Source organism: Erwinia sp. TECH1, from assembly GCF_054057575.1.
Genome location: NZ_JBSRZK010000001.1, coordinates 2,477,314 through 2,495,580 on the forward strand (window position 1 = coordinate 2,477,314; position 18,267 = coordinate 2,495,580).

Below are 18,267 nucleotides of genomic sequence, written 5' to 3' on the forward strand. Positions count from 1 at the left end.
TGTTTCGTTAACGGACTGAGTTTAGCAAAGCTCGCCGGATGGTCAGGGAGCGAAACGAGTCATTAGCGGCAGGGAGTGTATCAGGATGTAAAAATTGACGATCTGCGCCGCAATATGTCCACTATTGCGGCAGCCCGCCGGAAGATGAAGCCGCTATTTGGTCAGATGCTGCGTCACGTTGCCGATGGCGTCAACCACCTGCTCGGAGTTGTTCTGAATATTTACGATAACGTCGCCCGCTTCTTTTACCAGCGCCACGCCGCTGTCGGCCCGCGCCAGGTTTGCGGTAATATTTTTTTGCGCCAGCTGTGCCAGCTGCTGGTTACGATCGACCACGCTCGCGATCTCCTGGCTGGCGCTATTGATATTGGCCGCCAGGCTGCGCACCTCGTTAGCCACGACCGCAAAGCTGCGTCCATGCGTGCCCGCTCTGGCCGCTTCAACGGCGGCGTTTAACGCCAGCAAGTTGGTCTGATTGGCGATAGAACGGATTGTTTCCACTATCTCGCCAATTTGCGCGGACTGGGAGCTAAGGCCGTTGATGTCTCCTGAGACTTTATGCATCTCGCTGGCGACTTCGTTCATGCGCGCCACGCTGTTTTCAATCACGCTGACGCCGAGCCGCGTGTTTTGACTGGTTTCCACCGCCGCTTTATACGCGTGATCGACCGCTTCGCGCTCCTGCTGGTTTTTCTCTACCTGTGCCGTTACGTCGGTAGCGAATTTGACAACCTCATAAAGCTCGTTGTTAGCATCGAAAATCGGGTTATAGGTGGCGCGTAGCCAAATCGTTTCGCCCTTGCTGTTAACGCGGGGGAATTGCCCGGCGACAAAGTCGCCCTTTTGCAGCTTGTGCCAGAACTCGCTGTATTCACGGCTGTTATACACTTCCGGCGCGCAAAACATGCGGTGATGACGCCCGATAATTTGCTCATGGCTATAGCCGGTGGTTTTTAAAAAGTTCTGGTTGGCGCGTAATACTTCACCCTTCAGGTTAAAAGCAATCACCGCCATTGAGCGGCTGATAGCAGTCGTCATCGCCCGCTGCTCCTGCGCATCCTGAATATGGCTAGTAATATCGGAGGCTAGCTTAACGATTTTAATCACCCGGCCGTGGCGATCCTGTACCGGCACATAGTTAGCTTCAAGCCAGATCGGGCGCTGATTTTTTGCCAGCCGCAGGAACTTATCGCTGAAACTTTCGCCACGCGCAAGGCGCTGCCAGAACTGACCATATTCCGGCGAGTGAATCAGCTCGTCGGTACAGAAAAGCCGATGATGCTTGCCAACGATTTCGCTCAGTTTGTAGCCCATTGTCTCTAAAAAAAGTGCATTTGCCGTCAGGATATGACCCTGTGGCGTAAATTCGATCATGGCGATGGCGTTGTTCAGCGAGCTGAGCGTTGCGCGTAAATGGCTGGCGTTGGATTTCAGCCAGGATAATATCCCCGATTTGGTAGAGCCGATCATGTTGTAACCTTTTGTCATATTTATGGTATTCGTCACAAAATCGTTATCGGCACTTTGGGTAAAAAATTAACCTCGGCCGCGCCTGTTATTGCGATAGGCGCTGCTTTTTCCAGCTATTTTCCTTAAAAATTAACCTGTTCCTGACTTTTTTTTGCGTCATGAGCTGAGTAAAACACGCTTTACCCTCTTATTTCTGCATTTGATTTAAGTCCACTCGACTACAGTAAATAGAAATTTGGATTAAAACTTATTGAATCCTGACTAAAAAAGGTCTTTGCGTGGCTAAACTATTTTTACGCAGCGGAAGCCTGGACGCGGTTCTGCCTCTTGGCGAAAACGGTCAGCCCGTTTATTTATCAGCCCTGCAGCTGCGCGAGACGCTGCGCCTGCGGAAACAGCAGCAGATAGCTGACTGCCTGGCTATCCCTCAACCCAACGATGCCGGTGACCGTCTGGACTGGTATTCGCCCATTTCCGGCAAAGTTATCTCCTGGGCTGCGGCCAGCGACAGCGCACGCGCGCACGCGTTAAATCAGCTGGTTGCCTGTCAGCAAACGGTGGCCGACCTGTGCCAGCGTGCGCTGCAGTCGGATAATAACAGTCAGAAACTTTTTGGCGCGCTGCTGGCTAAAGCGATTCAGTTTCCCGATCAAAACTTTGTCTATCTGGTCGGCGGCAAACCCGTTCTGACCTTCTGGGGATTTGTCAGCCTTGAGAAAAAAGGCCAGCTGGATCCGCTGGATTGTCTGCGCGCCGTCGAAGAAGAAGTGCCGTTGACGCTGTCGAAAATGACGGCGGCCGCGCCGGTGGTTGCCGTCGCGCCTGCGGTAAGCGCGCCGCCTGTCGCTGCCGCCGTCGCGCCTGTCGTTACGCCTGTCGTTACACCTGCCATTGCGGCTTATCAGACCTCCGCCGAGCCGGAAAATGCGCCTGAGCCGCCGCCCGCTGCATCAGCGCCCGTTAAACCCGAGCCTGTGAAAAATACGGCTAAGCAAAACCTGCTGCGCTATGGCTGGATACTGCCTGCTGCCGCGCTGCTGGTTGTGTTTGGCGTGCAGATGAAAAACTATTTTTCCGCCATGCGTCAGGAAGTGACAGCGTCACAAGCCGCGAACGTAAATGAGCCGAAACCTGCGGTTGCGCCCGAGAAAACCGCTGCTGATATCAAGCAATCTGCTGCCGAACCGGCTAAACAAACCGCTGAGACGAAGCCGGCTGCCGATGCGGCTAAACAACCTGCCGAAACGCAGCCTGCTGCTGATGCGGTTAAGCAGTCTGCCGTTGCGCTGCCGGTAGCACCCGCCAGCGTCGCGGCCGTTACGGTGACGCCGGCGCAGTCCGCTGCTGAGACCACGCCAGCCCCGGTTGAACAGCCGCCTGCCGTGCCTGCGGGTAAAGATGATTTAGTGCTGCCTGCGGACGCGGTCAAGCTAGGCTCTACCCGTTTCCTTAACGGCAACTGGCGCGTGATTGTCGGCATTAAAACCCCGCTCACCGGCAAGCCGCCCGTGCTGCGCTATCAGCTGCGCAACGGCAAAGGCCAGGCGCAGATGACCCAGGGCGACGGCACGGTTTGTCGCGTGGAGGTCTACGCGGGCGTGATGAAATCCGGCAACCTGGTAATTAATAGCCGCACCCGAGCAAAATGCAGCGACGGTTCGCGCTACCACATGCCCGAGCTGACCTGTGTACAGGGCGCCGAAGGCACCGCCGCCGCCTGTAGCGGCCAATATGATGCCGATACCGTATTACCGATGACGATGAAGCGCGAGAGTAAATAATGATGCTGGCGACCGCAGATTTTAAACCGAACATGACGCTGATTCAGAACAGCGGCATCCAGTTCCTGGATTTTGCCCTGACGCCGGATCCGGAAAACGATTTGCCGGGCAAATTTGTCCGCCAGACGGCCAACGGCCCGCTGCTGCGTCTGAACTTTAACGCGCAGAGCGGCAAATATTTGCTGCCGATCGCGGTGGGCGGCATGCCGGAAGTGGTGAAGCCCGAGTTCAGTTTTCCGCTGGCGCAGTCGCTGGCGCTGCTGGACGGCGTGTGGCTGCCGCTGCCCTTCTTTCGCTTTAATCCGCCCCGCACTTTTATCGGCGGGCCTGATAACTGGGCGCGCGTGCAGATTGTCGCGCTGGATAAGCCCGATCAAAACGGCAAGACGCATCGCATTTGCCTGGCTTTCGAAACCCGCACCTGGCAGGAAGGCGAAGACGAGTCGCTGGCGCTGGTGGAGAGCGACGTCAAAAACGGCGTCAGCTTCGCGCTGGCTTATCGCAGCAACGAGCTGGGCGAGTTTCTGGATCATACCTGGATCGACGGCTGGCTGCGCGAGGTCTTCAGCCAGCAGGCCGCCGCCGTCGAGCAGCGTCCGCAGGTTAATATCCGCACAGCGCTGCGCGAATTCGAATACCAGGCCCATTACCTGAATATTCTGCATATGCTCGGCCACCAGCTGGCGATGCCGGAGCTGAAGATCAGCGCCGCCACGCTACAGGAGCCGGCCATCCCGGTCGATTTGATCCTGGACGTTGGCAACTCGCATACCTGCGGCATTATGGTGGAAGATCACGTTGACGATCATCACGGCCTCAAGCACACCTATGAGCTGCATCTGCGGGATCTGGGCACGCCGCACCGCGTCTATAACGAGCTGTTCGAGAGCCGCGTTGAATTTGCCCAGGCCAGCTTTGGCAAGCAGAACTTCTCGATGGAAAGCGGACGCGATGACGCCTTTATCTGGCCTTCGATTACCCGCGTAGGCCGCGAGGCGAGCAACCTGGCGCTGCAGCGTTTAGGCACGGAAGGCGCAACCGGCATTTCCAGCCCGCGCCGCTATCTTTGGGATGAGGATGCCTACACGCCAGGCTGGCGCTTCAGCCGCACGCCGGGCAACGCCGCGCTGGAGCCGCTGGCAACCGCCGCGCCGCTGACTAATCTGGTTAATGACGAAGGCGAGCCGCTGTTCAGCCAGCCGCTGGAGGAGCGCCTGCCGGTCTTTACGCCGCAGTACAGCCGTAGTTCCGTAATGACGTTTATGCTTGGCGAACTGCTGGCGCAGGCGCTGCTGCAAATGAACAGCGCGCTGCAGCGCCAGAAGATGCTGCACAGCAGCGCGCCGCGCCAGCTGCGTAATATTATCCTGACGCTGCCTTCCGCTATGCCTAAACCGGAGCGCGAGATTTTCCGTCGTCGGATGCAGGAAGCGATCGCGCTGATCTGGAAAGCGATGGGCTGGCATCCGGCGGATGACGACTTTACCAGCGCCAAAGACAAGGCAAAAAGCAGCGTGCCGGTACCGGAAGTCCAGATGGAATGGGACGAAGCGACCTGCGGCCAGATGGTTTATCTCTATAACGAAACGCAGGTGAACTTCGGCGGTCGCGCCGAGGCGTTCTTTGTCAGCATGGCGCGCCCCGATCGCGTTCGCGCGCCCGACGAGCCGGTGGGCAAAACGCTGCGTATCGCCTCCATTGATATCGGCGGCGGCACCACCGATCTGGCGATCACCCAGTATCGCCTGGATGACGGCGTCGGTAACAACGTGAAGATTATGCCGCGCCTGCTGTTCCGCGAAGGCTTTAAGCAGGCCGGCGACGACATTCTGCTGGATGTGATCCAGCTTTACGTGCTGCCCGCCTTGCAGCACGCGTTCAAAGAAGCCGGTATGGTGAACCCGGAAGGCGTAATGACGCGGCTTTTCGGCCATGAAGGTCGTCTGGACGGACATTCCACGCTGCGTCAGCAGGTTACGCTGCAAATTTTCATTCCGGTAGGCCAGGCGATTCTGGAAGCCTATGAAAAATTCGATCCGCTGGAGCTGAACGCCGAGCTGGATGCCCGCTTTGGCGAGCTGCTGGCCCAGGCGCCGACGCAAAAGCTGCTCGACTATATCAACCGCGAGATCCAGCGCGAGCTGCCGAACGAGGCGGAAGCTTTCGATCTGCTGCGTGTCCCGCTGGTGGTCAGGCTGAGCAAGCTTCATGCGGAGTTCCTGTCGCCGCGTATGAATATTACCCAGAGCCTGCGCTCGATGTCGGAAGTGGTCGCCGTGTATGACTGCGATGTGCTGCTGCTGACGGGTCGCCCTTCGCGCTTCCCTGGCGTGCAGGCGCTGTTCCGCCATCTCCAGCCGCTGCCGGTCAGCCGTATTCTGTCGCTGGACGGCTACCACACCAACGACTGGTATCCCTTTAACAAACAGGGCCGGATTGAGAACCCGAAATCCACGGCGGCGGTCGGCGCTATGCTGTGCCTGCTGTCGCTGGATTTAAGGCTGGCGAACTTCTGGTTTAAGGCAGGTGATTTTCAGCCGTACTCCACTATTCGCTATCTGGGCATGCTGGACGGTAACGGCAGCCTGAGCGCCGAGAACGTCTGGTATGCCGATATCGATCTGGATGACGATAATTTCCGGCTCGACCCACGCGAGCGTTTTCAGGTTCGCGGCGCGCTGACGCTGGGATTCCGGCAGCTGGATAACGATCGCTGGCCCGCTTCGCCGCTTTACACCCTGTCGATCGCCGATCCGCAGCTGGCCCGCAGCGTGGCAGGCGACAAGGTGCTGAAGATCAAGCTGGCGGTGGCGGAAACCAAAGGCGAATTCGGCCCGGAAAGATTTGCTATTGCCGAGGCAACGCTGGACGACGGCAGCCGCGTGCCGCTGGAACATCTGCGGCTCAGGCTGAATACGCTGGCCAGCAGCGGCTCAGGATTAACCCATTACTGGATTGACAGTGGGAGCGTATATAAAAAATGAAAGCGTTGACGCCTAAGCCATCGGGGCAGTTCGGCAAAAAACTGGAAAACGTGACCAAGGGTATCGATCGCGCGCTGATTTGGCTGGAAAGCGCCCGTACCACCGCCCCACGTCTTAATATGGAAGCGGATCGCCTTGGCGTCCGGCTGCGGCATCAGCATAACAAGGCAACCCGGTTGAATGAGGCCGCGAGCAATGAGTGCGCGGTCGGCTTTTTCGGCCTGGCGCAGGCGGGCAAAGCCTGGCTGATCGCCGCGCTGGCCGCCAGTGAAAAAGGCCGGATGGAGCTGGCGCTGGGCAATACCACCTTTGACTATGCGCAGCTTAATCCGCAGCAGCAGAGCGCCACCATGGTGATGCGCTTCAGCGGCCGGCAGACCAGCACCGATAACGAATGGCCGGTGCAGCTGTCGCTGATGAGCGAAGAAGAGATCGCCGGCGTGCTGGCGCAAATCTGGGCCAAACGCAGCGGCAGCGAAACCATCGCGCTGGATGAGCAACAGATTGCCGAGCGCATGAAAAGCGTCGCCGTTTATCGCCAGGCGCAGAGCGTGGAAGGCATGAGCAGCAATAACGTGGTGGCGCTGTGGCACCGTCTGAACGCCGCCCAGATTTGCCGCAGCAAGGCGCTGGAAAGTCATTTCTGGCCGCAGGCCGTGGAGCTGGCGCCGATGCTGGGCGTGGACGATCGCGCCCGCCTCTTTTCCCTGCTGTGGAATGAAGACCGCGATCTTTCCGCGCTTTATCGCCAGCTGGCGCACGTGCTGCATCATCTTTCCGGCGCGCGACGCGTGCTGGCGCCCATCAGCACGGTGGACGATCCCGGCCTGAGCGTATTAAACAGCAGCGGCCTGCGCTATTTTAACGCCTCATCGGATCGCGTTATTCAGGTAGTGCCGCAGCATAACGGCCGCAGCCTGAGGCCGGTTAACCTGGCGCTGGGCGAGCTGAACCTGCTGAGCCGCGAAGTGCTGCTGCCGTTCTACAGCGCGCCGCGTGAAAACCTGTTTGAACAGGTCGATCTGCTGGACTTTCCCGGTTTTGAAGAACCGTCAGTTCTGCCGGATGACAGCGCGCACGAACTGGCGCTGGCCTTTACCACCGCCAAGCGTCCTTTCCTGTTAACCCGCGCCGCAGAACGGCAGGATGTCGACTTGCTGATGGTCTGTAACGCTTCCAGCCAGCGCGCGGATACCCGCATCGTGGGCCGTGTGCTGGACAACTGGGTGAAGCAGACCCAGGGCCAGCCGCACAGCGGCCGCAAACCTGCGCTAATCTGGGCGCTGACGCCTTTTGACCAGCGTATTACGCACGGTCAGAACCACGACGCCGCCGTACAGCGCTACGTGGGCAATCCCGGCGATGCCTGGGGCACCATGCTGACGATGGACGATAAGGGCGTGAAGCGGATGGCGGGCTGGCTGACCAGCGAAGTCAGCCGCGAAAACAAAATGACGCGCTTGCAGGAACAGCTCAGCGAGATCCGTCGCGAGCTGAGCGATAACCTGCTGGGCCGCTGGTATCTGGCGGCGGAAAAAGAGGAGCCGGAGGCCCGCCTGCGCGTTGCCGAATCGCTGCTGAAGGCGTTGCAAACCAGAACCGGCGTGCACGGCGAGCTGCTGGAGCGGCTGCTGCCGACGCGCGAAACGCTGCGTCACCTGTTTATGCAGCAGCAACACCCCGCCGAGCGCCGCAGCAACGAAGAGTATGCCCTGACGGAAGAGGATCCCTTCGGCATTGGAATGAGTATCGATCTGTTGAGCAACGATCCTTTACCGCTGCCGCTGGATGCGCAGCAAACGGGCGAGGAGAGCGAAGCGGAAAATGGCTTTGCGCAACAGGTCTACCGTTACTGGATCAACCTGCTGGGACAGCTGCCCGAACAGGACGCGCTGCTGGAGCTGCTGGGCGTGACGCGCCCCACGCTGGAGATGCTGACCGAAGAGCTGACCACGGCCAGTATTCGTCTGGATATTGAAGGCGCGCTGGTGAAAATCCTGACGGATAAAGATGCGGCGAATACCCCGGCCGAGATGCTGGCCGATCGCCAGGTCTCCCGCGCGCTGAGCGTGCTGGGCGATTTCGTCGCCTGGCTCGGCTTCCAGCATCTGCCAGAGTCGGCGCGCCCCGACAGTAAAATCAATCGTGGCCAGAAGATCTTCGCCCGTCCGGAAACCCAGGCCGCCAGCCTGGGGCCGGGCCAGCGGCTGACAAAGCTGGCGCTGAAGCCTAATAACCATGCCGCCTACTATATCTATGACTGGCTGGTGGGGCTGAATGAAACCATTCTGCTGAACGCCGGTTATTCCGCCGCTCGGGAGATTGACGGCGAGCACCGCGCGCAGCTGGCTGAGATTTTGAAGCAGACAGGTAAGTAGCAGGCACGGGAGAAAGCCGTTGCAGGATGGCGGCGGTTTAGTTGAACCGCTGGTTACTTTCAATAAAGGTAAAAAACGCAGAGTACCCTTCCCATGTGCTCTGCGTTGCCATTTAACAGCAGCCCGAAATGAATACTTTTCAGGCTGCCTGACTCAGACCTGGGTTAGATCTCTGTCCATGGACGGCCGTCGCCGTCTGCCGCCCCGGTCGTGCTCTCCAGGCCGGGTTCGGTGCCCTGCCCAATCCACCATTTAGCCAGATAGTTTCGTCCTTTGTGCGTCACCCTGTCGCCTCCGACGTATATGCGACCGGCTTCCCAAAGCGGATAAAGCGGCGGAGCCGGCGCCACCGGTTCTTCAGGCACTTCAGGCACTTCAGGCACTTCAGGATGCTCCGTCAGCTCGTTATGCATAGAAAGATAAATATAATATTTTGCAAACAGGATATCACGCAGCGGACGGCTCAAAGCCATGACGGCCAGCCAGAGATCGTCTTTAGCCGCCGCATAATCCGCGCCCACAACCGCATGGTTAGCGGCAATCGCCAGCGAAGCGCTTTCCAGTCTCTCGGCCAGATCCGTTTCTGGGTTGTTGTTTAATTTTTCATTTTTCAGGCCGCTGGCCGTAATAACAAAATGATTGGTTTCGCCAGTAGCATCGATTATGCCGGATACGGCGGGCGACAAACGTAAACGAGAAGGTTCACGATGGTAGATTTCAATCCGATCCCCGTAAGAGAAAGCGATTTCGTCGTGAGCAATAAGGCGATCGTTGCCCAGAAAAGTTCTTTTATAGATTTCTCTGTTGCTGCCGTCGCGGATCGTAATCTGAGCATAGGTTTGATCCGGGAAATAAACGTGCGGACTGTTTCCACCCGCATTAATGCTGAGCAGGCCTTTGCTGTGGTCCAGCTCGACGCTGGCAAAACTGGCATCGCCCAGCCCCAGCAGGTTAAATACCTGATTAAGTAACGGTGAGGCTATTTTACGCTGGTAATGAATAACCTGCGCTGACTGCCCGGTTTTAACTTTCAGATAGCCTGGCTGCACAGCATACTTTTGGCTTTTACCGGTGGGTAAATGCAGCGTGTAAACGCCAACAGGCAGATCCTCAAGCAGCACTTCCTGCCGGTTAATTTTTACCTGCCGTACGACCGTTGCGCCGTCAAGCAGCGTCAGGGTTTCATTTTCAATCTGACGGAAGTCATCGATATCCAGTTTCAGGCTGACGCTGCCGGTCAGACCGGTTATTTTCAGTTGCTGAACATCCACCAGCGCCAGCGGACTACGCAAATTCAGCTGCTGCTGCAACGCCGCCAGCCGTCCCTCTTCTACCAGCTGATTTAACGGATAAACCGCCTTACCCTGGCAAAACAGATTATTGTCGCGCTGCTGGCGAGTGAGTGGCGCGCCAACCAGCTGCATAAAAGGCGTAACGTCAATTTTGGCGCCCGCTTCGGCAAAGCTGACAGAAAGCATATCCAGCAGCGAATGTTCTTCAGCAATAAAGCCGTCGCGGTTACTGAGCAGACGGTACTGCTGATTAAAGTGGGTAAAGGCTTCCATGCCCGCCTTGTTGACCATCTGCATCATAAAGTAGAGTTTCGAGCGCAGATCCCACTGATTTACTGGCGTGCCGTTACGCACAAAATCATTGATAACTTTTTCCACCGCAGCCTGTCTGCCGTAGTCGTACAGCCAGCCTTCCTGATATTGCCTGTCGCCCATTGTAAGATGCTGGTAGCAGGCACAGTGAATATTGTTCCAGACCTCGCGCACGTCGATAAATCTGTCCGACATGAATTTGCCTTCATAACCATGGGCAATTTCGTGCAGGCAGCCCCAGCCGGGCTCTTTGCTGAACAGCCAGAAGTCGCTAACGGTCGGGCTGGTTTCGGCGGTCCAGCGATCGCTGTAATAAGCCGCGCCCGGGCCGCTTTTGTCCGCCTTGATAAAGTAGCGGTTGCGGATATTCCTGTCGGTAATAACAGGCGTCTGGAAAGAAAGGCCAAGCAGCGTGTTATAAAAATTAAAGATATTGCTGTAGCCTTCGATTAAACGGTCGATGCTATTTTGCGCGTGGAGCGTACGCAGTTTTTGTTTATCGGCTGCCGGAATTAAAATATTCACAAACTCGCTGCTGATTAATGCAAACTCAGCGTTCTGGCTGTCCCACAGCTGAAAGAAAGCGCTTTCGCTGCCGCCTTGCTCATAGACAGGCAGCGTGTTAGCCCTGTCGTCATATTCATATTCCACAACGGCAGTGGAAAGATCGTAAGGGGTATCAATAAAAGGCACAGAGGCCGCGCCGGCACTTAACTTCACCCAGGCGGAGCCAAAGCTGACAGAAGCTTCAGTTTGATCATCATTATTCAGTAAACGCAGCGTCAATGAGCCGTTATTGGGCGATAGCTGGCGGACTTTGATCGCCTGCCCTGCAGACAGGATAATTCCCAGATGCTGACGGTCATGATTAATACCCTTACTCAGACCGGCCGCATCCATCCATACCGGCCTTTCCAGGGAATATATGTGTTTTTACTTTACTCTGGGTTGCCATGATTATTTTCTCTTCAGGGTTTATGTCCAAAGAAAGATATCAGGCAAGCGTTATCGCCAGGCGGCAATTATTGATAACAGGTCAGCATTAAATGAAGGAGGTGGCTATCTCTTTAATTAACGAAAGGATAAACGCCATGAAAAAAAGAATAGCAAAATATAATTACCCTGCTGGCTTAACAGTAAAATGTCACATTCTTAACCCTGCCGCTAAATAATTTATTTTTTTAATAGTGAAATGATGGTTATTTAACAGTGTACTCTGTGGCAAAAATAGCAGAACGAAAAGGTACGTTGGGCAGGTCTTCCGCCTATTTATTTAGTAAAGAGAGAATGCGACAGCAGCCGGGCCGCCGTCGCGTTTCTGTGTCCTATACAATAGCGGAAAGCTTAAACACGCTGACGCTACGCAGCAGATTTTCAGCCTGCTGCTGCAGGGACTGCGCCGCTACGGTCGATTCCTGCGACAATGAGGCGTTCTGCTGAGTGGCATCATCCATTTGCGTTACCGCGAGGTTAACCTGATCGATACCGACGCTTTGCTCATTACTTGCCAGCGAGATCTCTGCCACCAGCGAGCTGACGCGGTGCACGTTTTCCACAATATTTTCCATCGCCTGACCCGCGCGTTCGACCAGCGCGTTACCCGTATTGATGCGGCTGACCGAGCTGTCAATTAAGGTTTTAATATCCCTGGCGGCAGCGGCAGAACGTTGCGACAGCGCCCGCACTTCAGCGGCCACCACGGCAAAGCCCCGCCCTTCGCTTCCTGCCCTTGCGGCTTCAACGGCGGCGTTCAGCGCCAGAATATTGGTCTGGAAGGCGATGCCATCAATCAGGCTGATAATATTGCTAATTTGGCTGGAAAAATGCTGAATCTCGCCCATCGTATGTACTACTTCCTTCACCACGCTGCCGCCCAGCTGCGCGGCTGACGTGGCATCCTGAGCGATATCACTGGCATGACGTGCGTTGTCGGCATTTTTTCTGACTACGGATGTTAACTGCTCCATCGAGGCCGCCGTTTCTTCCAGCGCGCTGGCCTGTGCCTCATTACGACCGGAGAGATCCTGACTGCCCAGGGCAATCTGTGACGAAGCCGAGGCGATAGTTTCCGTGCCGTCACGCACGTCGGAAACGATACGCGTAAGATTGGTGTTCATCTCTTTCAGCGCGGCCATGAGCGAGGCCGTTTCATCACGGCCTTTCACCACGATTTGCGTCTGCAGATCGCCGGCCGCCACCGTCTGGGCGATTTTTACTGCCTGCGCCAGCGGCTGGGTGATGCTGCGTACCAGCCACCAGGTAATGATGCAGCCGGTCAACAGCGCTAACAGCATCGACAAGGCCAGGATCAGTCTGGTGTGCTGATAACTTTGCTGATTAGCAGCGGCGATCTGCTTATGTAGGCTTTGCGTGTGCGTCAGCACGTTGGCTACCACTTCGTCGATCATTTTCGTCGGCAGACGATCGACGCCGGTGACCAGACGATCGACGCGCTGCGCGCTGTCGGCATCACCCTGCTGGTAAGCCTGTAGCGCGCTGAGATAGCGCTCTTGCAGCTCGCCATGAAGCTTACGCGTCTCCCGCGCTTCACGGTTATCCATGCCTACCGTCGGCATCGTTTCGATCAGCGTGGCAAGCAGCTGCTGAGTCTTGTCGCCCTGTTCAATAAAAGCCGTCCTGTACTTAGCAAAAGCCTCCGGACTCTGGCCGCCGCGCAGCAGCGTATTTTTCCACTCCTGTACCTGAATCTTAAACTGCACTTGTGCATTTCGCGCGGTGTCGATAACCCGCTCAATCTGCATTTCCTGCTGCATGATCTGACTGCTTTGCTCAAGCGCGTTTTCGTTGATAGCGAGGCCGCGCAGGCCGATAAATAGCGTGGCGCAAAGCAATACTGCGGCCAGCAGGCCTAAACGCACGCCGATCTTATAATTAGAGAGTTTCATTTGATGCCCTGGTAGATGAAGCGGAAGCAATTTTCCGGTTCTTCAGGAGAAGTTATCGGCAGAAGAATAAAGAAGCTTTATAGCGGAGACTGGCCCCGAACGGGGCCAGTAAAGCAGCTTAAATCAGGCGGGCGTGGCGCAGTTCGCTTTTCAGATAGGCGTAAAACACCGGCGCGGCAACCACGCCCGCCAGGCCAAAGGCGGATTCAAACACCAGCATCGCCAGCAGGATTTCCCAGGTTTTGGCGTTGATACGGGTGCCAAAGATACGGGCATTGATGAAGTATTCCAGCTTGTGCACCAGAATCAGGAAAATCAGCGCGATCAGCGCTGCCTGCAAAGAGATGGAAAGCCCAATCAAAACAATAACCGTGTTGGAGATCAGATTGCCGATCACCGGCAGCATTCCGGCAATAAAGGTCAGGACGATAACGGTTTTGGCAAACGGAAAGTGCAGCCCGAACAGCGGCAGCACGCCGAACAGAAAGCCACAGGTCAGCAGCGTGTTGACCAGCGAGACTTTGATTTGTGCGAAAACCACATCGTGAAAAGAAGCCGCAAGCAGCGTCAGACGTTTTAGCATTGCCTGGGTTAGCGGCGCGTTGCTGGTATCGCTGCCGCTGATGCGCAGCGAGATAATCGCGCCCAGCAGCATTCCGATAAGCATAGTGGCAAAGGTGTGCGCGGCGGTACGGCCCAGCGTTTGCACCACAACCAGATGCTCGCGCAGCCAGGCCATAACCTGATGCTGCAGTTCATCGATATCTGCGGGCAGATAGCGCGTGACCACCGGCGACAGCGTATCCTGCGCATCCTCAAGCAGCTTGCTGGCGGCGGCATGGAAGGCCGCCGGACTGTGGAAGTCGTGCAGCAGAAAGCCAATCAGTTTGGTGATACCGCCCGCCAGCGCTAACAGCACCACCACGGTAAGAAAGAAAATGGTGATCCAACGCGCCAGCGGCCCTTTGACCAGCCTCTCTATCCAGGGCGTCAGCGCCAGAATGGTTTCGTAAACGATAAATCCGGCCAGAAAACACGGCAGCAGGCGTAAAGGAAAAATCATCAGCAGCGCGATAAAGACCAGCAGATAGCTGGCGGCTTCGCAAAGCTGGCGTTTGGTGAGGTTCCGTATCTCCATAGGGATTCCTGTCTGTCTGAAGTCAAAAAGCATTACAATTCAGACAGTATACAATCCTCCGCGTTTTTTCAGGCCTGTTTTGATTTGGCCGAACCTATATTTATGCACTGCGGCAGGAGAACGAAACGGAGGCGGGACGGAAAAGTTAGTTTTGCCCTGGTCGAACTGATATTTATGCGATGCGGCGAGGAACGAAACGGAGGCGGAACGGAAAAGTCAAAGCGGGCCGCTACGCCCGCCATTGAAAAGCAATCAGGCGCTGACCTGCACCTGACGACGCCATGCGCCCGGCGACTGGCCGAACTGACGTTTGAAGCTGCGGTTAAAAGATTGCTGGGAATCGAAACCGAATGAAATCGCCACGTCCAGAATAGGCTCGCCGCCTTTAGCCAGGCGCTCGGCGGATTTTTTCAGACGACGCGCGCGGATATATTCGCCTAAAGCGTGGCCGGTATGCTGCTTAAACATACGCTGCAGATGCCATTTGGAGTACCCTGCCCGGCGGGCCACGGTATCCAAATCCATCTTGCCTTCAATATGCGTGTCGATCCACATTACCAGGTCGCTGATAAAATCATCATGGCTCATTGTCTTCCCCTTAGAATTATAACCTGTTTTTGCTGTTGACCTCCGCCGCCGGGCGGGGTAAAAGGTAACTGTCATTAGTGCATTTAGTAACGGTAAAACAGACGCGCGCTTAATGCAAGTATAATTGTTGCATTAAATGCGATCGCGAAGCGGCAAAAAGAGAGCGCACAACAAGCGGCGTAGTGCGTAAAGATTACGGCAGCCGTGGCGGCCCGACAGGATTTAAGACAATAAAAAAGCCGGGCATTGTCAGTGCCCGGCCATATTCAGGGTTATCTTGCCCTTCAGGTTTCAGCATTTTCACGGGTTTTCATCGCCTCGCAGCTGCCTTCGGGATAGCGGCGGTCGCGCTCATAGATTTCCCGTAGCGCGTCGGCAACCGTCCGCTTCGCCAGCACGTTGAGCGACGCCTGCTCGGCCTCGTGAGCCAGCTCTTTAAAGAACCAGCAGGTGTTGGCGCTAACCAGACAACGCGCCGGCACTTCCGGGCGGCCTGCCAGCAGCGGTTTATCCTCCAGCACGGAAGTATAGATATCGCAAAGCGTAATCTCCTCCGCCGGACGCCCCAGCCGGATAGTTCCGGTACGGCCCAGCGTAGAGACGATAATGCCATCGCGGGTCAGCGGCACCATCATTTTACGGACAAAACTGGGGTTGGCCTCAAGGCCCATTGCCAGAATTTTGCTGGTGCTGCGTTTACCTTCCCGCTCCGCCTGGGCTATGCAGAGCACCATTTGTAAAGCTGTAGGAAAACGAATATCAAGCATGTTCAGATCCTTGCTTTTAGCTGTGCCTCACCGTATCGGCGGTGATCTAAAAAAGCATTAAAATCAATCAACTAATAAAGATGATAGTAAATTAATATACCAAATAGTGTTGCACTTTAGAAGAAAGCCGTTAAGCAGTTCCTGCTATTTACGCTATAACCCTGAATAACAGAGGGATTATTCCCTCTGTTTTGACAAGAAAGTTATCTGTTTTCCTGCAAATAGCGATAGATGACCGACAGATCTTTTTCGCCATAGCCTGCATCCACGGCCTGCTGCCACAGTTCGGCGATGGTGGTTAATCCCGGCAGACGGCTTTCTTTTGCCGCCGCCAGCGCCAGGCGAGCATCTTTTAACGCCCAGGTCAGGTGCATTTGCGGTTCATAGCTGCCCTCTTTGATCATGCCCAGTTTCGCTTTGGCATAGGGAACCGCCAGCGGCCCGCCGTCCAGTACGTCCCAGAATTCATCCGGTGTAAAGCCAAACTCTTCCGCCATTTGGGTACTTTCCGCCAGCCCCTGCACCATAGAAATAAGCCAGGCGTTGACCACCAGCTTCATGCGCGACGCCGCGCCCGCCGCCCCCAACCACTTCACGCCTTTTGAGATGGCGGCAAAAACCGGCTCGACGGCCTGCGCTTTCTCCCGGTCGCCGCTGGCCAACACCAGTATTTGCGCGTTTTCTGCAGGTGCTTTAGTGCCCGAAACGGGCGCATCCAGAAAAATCACGTCCGGACGCTTCTCGTGCAGGGTTGCGAGCAGCTTTTCCGTCGCCTCTACGCCAATCGTGCCCATTTGCACCAGGATCGCGCCCTGTTTCAGGCTCGACAGCGTTTTTTGCAGCACTTCCTCGGTGATTTCCGCATTCGCCAACATGCTGATGACCACGTCGGCCTCTTTCACCGCCTGTTCCGGCGTTTCCGCCAGCCTCAGGCCGGCGCTTTGCAAATCTTCACCGCGCGCGCTGGTACGGTTCCAGCCGCTGGTGACAAAGCCGTTTTTCAGCAGGTTCGCGGCAAAAGCGTGCCCCATCGCGCCCAATCCCAATACGGCTACAGCGGAACGTTGATTCATTACAGACTCCTTATCGTAAGCGATAAATAACGGTATTCTCTTTCCAGGGTAGCGCAACCCCGTGCGAAATGCTGATTTTCCCGCAGCGGTTATGTAAGAAGGTGTTCCCTGCCTGGCGCATCCCGTAATTGTGGCTATACTCACCGGTCGACAGATTTTTCGCCGTTAAATCAAGAAACAAGGGTGAAAAGCGGTGAATGACCTTCGCCACGCGCCGATTATGCTGATTTACATAAAAACGGCGTTTTTCAATGTCATCTGTCGCACAAATCAAACACAATATGGACACTTTTCTGTTTTCGCGTAACGCGGAACTCACTTATCAACAAGTCGTTAAACCTGATGCAATCAATAACCGTTTCTCGCAAGACCGCATGGCTACGCGTCATTATGCTGGCCATCGCCGCATTTATTTTTAACACCACCGAGTTCGCGCCGGTTGGCCTGCTTTCCGATATCGCCAGCAGCTTCGCCATGCAGACCGCCCAGGTCGGCCTGATGCTGACGATTTATGCCTGGGTGGTGGCGCTGATGTCGCTGCCGATGATGCTGCTTACGCGGCAAATCGAACGGCGTTTTCTGCTCATTGCCATCTTCCTGCTCTTTATCGCCAGCCATGCGCTTTCGGCGTTCGCGTGGAGTTTCAACGTGCTGGTGGTTTCGCGCATTGGCATCGCGCTGTCACATGCTATTTTCTGGTCAATTACCGCCTCGCTGGCTATTCGCGTGGCGCCAGCCGGCAAGAAAACCCAGGCGCTGAGTATGCTGGCGACCGGTACGGCGCTGGCTATGGTGCTGGGCCTGCCGATTGGCCGCGTCATCGGACAGTATCTTGGCTGGCGTATCACTTTTGGCGTAATCGGCGTGGTGGCGCTGATGACTATGCTAACCCTGGCGAAACTGCTGCCGAAGCTACCAAGCGAACATACCGGCTCGCTAAAAAGCGTGCCGATGCTGTTCCGTCGCCCTGCCCTGGTCTCGCTGTACCTGCTGATCGTGCTGATTGTTACGGCGCACTATACGGCCTATAGCTATATCGAACCCTTTATTCAGGCCGTGGCGCAGATGGGCGGTAATTTCACCACCTTCCTGCTGCTGATTTTCGGCGCGGCGGGCATTATCGGTAGCGTGCTGTTCAGCGCGTTGGGCAACAAGTTTCCGGCGGCGTTTCTGCTGGGCGCGATTACGCTGGTGTCGGTCTGTATGCTCGCGCTGTTAATCGCGGCAACGCATACCGTGGCGATCTCGACGCTGTGTGTTATCTGGGGGCTGTCGATGATGATTATCGGCCTGGCGGTTCAGGTCAGAGTTCTGACGCTGGCGCCGGACGCCACCGACGTGGCGATGTCGCTGATGTCGGGCATCTATAATCTGGGCATTGGCGGCGGCGCGCTGCTGGGCAATCAGGTGAGCCTGCATTTGGGCATGGCGCATATCGGCTATGCCGGCGGCGCAATCGGTCTCTTTTCGCTGGCCTGGTGCGCCTGGAGTATGAAACGCTATCCGCAGCTGCGGATTAACGGTTAATCAACATTTCGATTAACCGTCAGCTGTTTCCCTGGCCTGTGCATTTCCTGA

11 protein-coding genes are annotated in these 18,267 nt (G+C 56.1%); 4 read left to right on the forward strand and 7 right to left on the reverse strand.

All coding sequences use genetic code 11. The features are described from left to right. Positions 1–153: 153 nt before the first annotated feature. Complete coding sequence (locus ACVWZ0_RS11605) at positions 154–1,470, reverse strand: methyl-accepting chemotaxis protein (protein ID WP_253460967.1); 1,317 nt, start codon at positions 1,468–1,470, stop codon at positions 154–156. A gap of 278 nt (positions 1,471–1,748) precedes the next feature. Between ACVWZ0_RS11605 and ACVWZ0_RS11610 the strand changes: the two genes are divergently transcribed. From ACVWZ0_RS11610 to ACVWZ0_RS11620, 3 genes are read left to right on the forward strand one after another with little or no spacing between them, the layout of a single operon-like run. Then, positions 1,749–3,251, forward strand: coding sequence for an SrfA family protein (locus ACVWZ0_RS11610; RefSeq protein WP_253454036.1), 1,503 nt, complete (start codon positions 1,749–1,751; stop codon positions 3,249–3,251). Between the two features lie 2 nt (positions 3,252–3,253). Continuing rightward, a complete protein-coding gene (locus ACVWZ0_RS11615; RefSeq protein WP_253460964.1) occupies positions 3,254–6,235 on the forward strand; it encodes a virulence factor SrfB in 2,982 nt (993 codons plus the stop codon). Further along, positions 6,232–8,613 (forward strand): virulence factor SrfC family protein, encoded by a 2,382-nt coding sequence (locus ACVWZ0_RS11620; protein ID WP_253454033.1) that lies wholly within the window; start codon positions 6,232–6,234, stop codon positions 8,611–8,613. Before ACVWZ0_RS11615 ends, ACVWZ0_RS11620 begins: the two co-directional genes overlap by 4 nt. 164 nt (positions 8,614–8,777) lie before the next feature. On the opposite strand, the gene ACVWZ0_RS11625 is transcribed toward ACVWZ0_RS11620, so the two are convergent. From ACVWZ0_RS11625 to ACVWZ0_RS11650, 6 genes are all read right to left on the reverse strand, one after another. Next, a complete protein-coding gene (locus tag ACVWZ0_RS11625) occupies positions 8,778–11,117 on the reverse strand; it encodes a putative mucin/carbohydrate-binding domain-containing protein (RefSeq protein WP_253454031.1) in 2,340 nt (779 codons plus the stop codon). Between the two features lie 425 nt (positions 11,118–11,542). Continuing rightward, positions 11,543–13,123 (reverse strand): methyl-accepting chemotaxis protein, encoded by a 1,581-nt coding sequence (locus tag ACVWZ0_RS11630; protein ID WP_253454029.1) that lies wholly within the window; start codon positions 13,121–13,123, stop codon positions 11,543–11,545. Between the two features lie 118 nt (positions 13,124–13,241). Beyond that, positions 13,242–14,261 (reverse strand): AI-2E family transporter, encoded by a 1,020-nt coding sequence (locus ACVWZ0_RS11635; RefSeq protein ID WP_253454027.1) that lies wholly within the window; start codon positions 14,259–14,261, stop codon positions 13,242–13,244. Positions 14,262–14,513: 252 nt separating this feature from the next. Then, on the reverse strand, positions 14,514–14,849 hold the full coding sequence (locus ACVWZ0_RS11640) for a helix-turn-helix domain-containing protein (RefSeq protein WP_125287612.1): 336 nt from the start codon (positions 14,847–14,849) through the stop codon (positions 14,514–14,516). Between the two features lie 284 nt (positions 14,850–15,133). Then, positions 15,134–15,616, reverse strand: coding sequence for an RrF2 family transcriptional regulator (locus ACVWZ0_RS11645; RefSeq protein ID WP_253454025.1), 483 nt, complete (start codon positions 15,614–15,616; stop codon positions 15,134–15,136). Between the two features lie 203 nt (positions 15,617–15,819). Then, positions 15,820–16,689: an NAD(P)-dependent oxidoreductase gene (locus ACVWZ0_RS11650; protein WP_253454023.1), complete on the reverse strand. Its 870-nt coding sequence runs from the start codon at positions 16,687–16,689 to the stop codon at positions 15,820–15,822. Between the two features lie 342 nt (positions 16,690–17,031). Between ACVWZ0_RS11650 and ACVWZ0_RS11655 the strand changes: the two genes are divergently transcribed. Beyond that, the gene (locus ACVWZ0_RS11655; protein ID WP_253454022.1) at positions 17,032–18,216 is read left to right on the forward strand and encodes a sugar transporter; all 1,185 of its coding nucleotides are present in this window, start codon (positions 17,032–17,034) and stop codon (positions 18,214–18,216) included. The last annotated feature ends 51 nt before the right edge of the window (positions 18,217–18,267 follow it).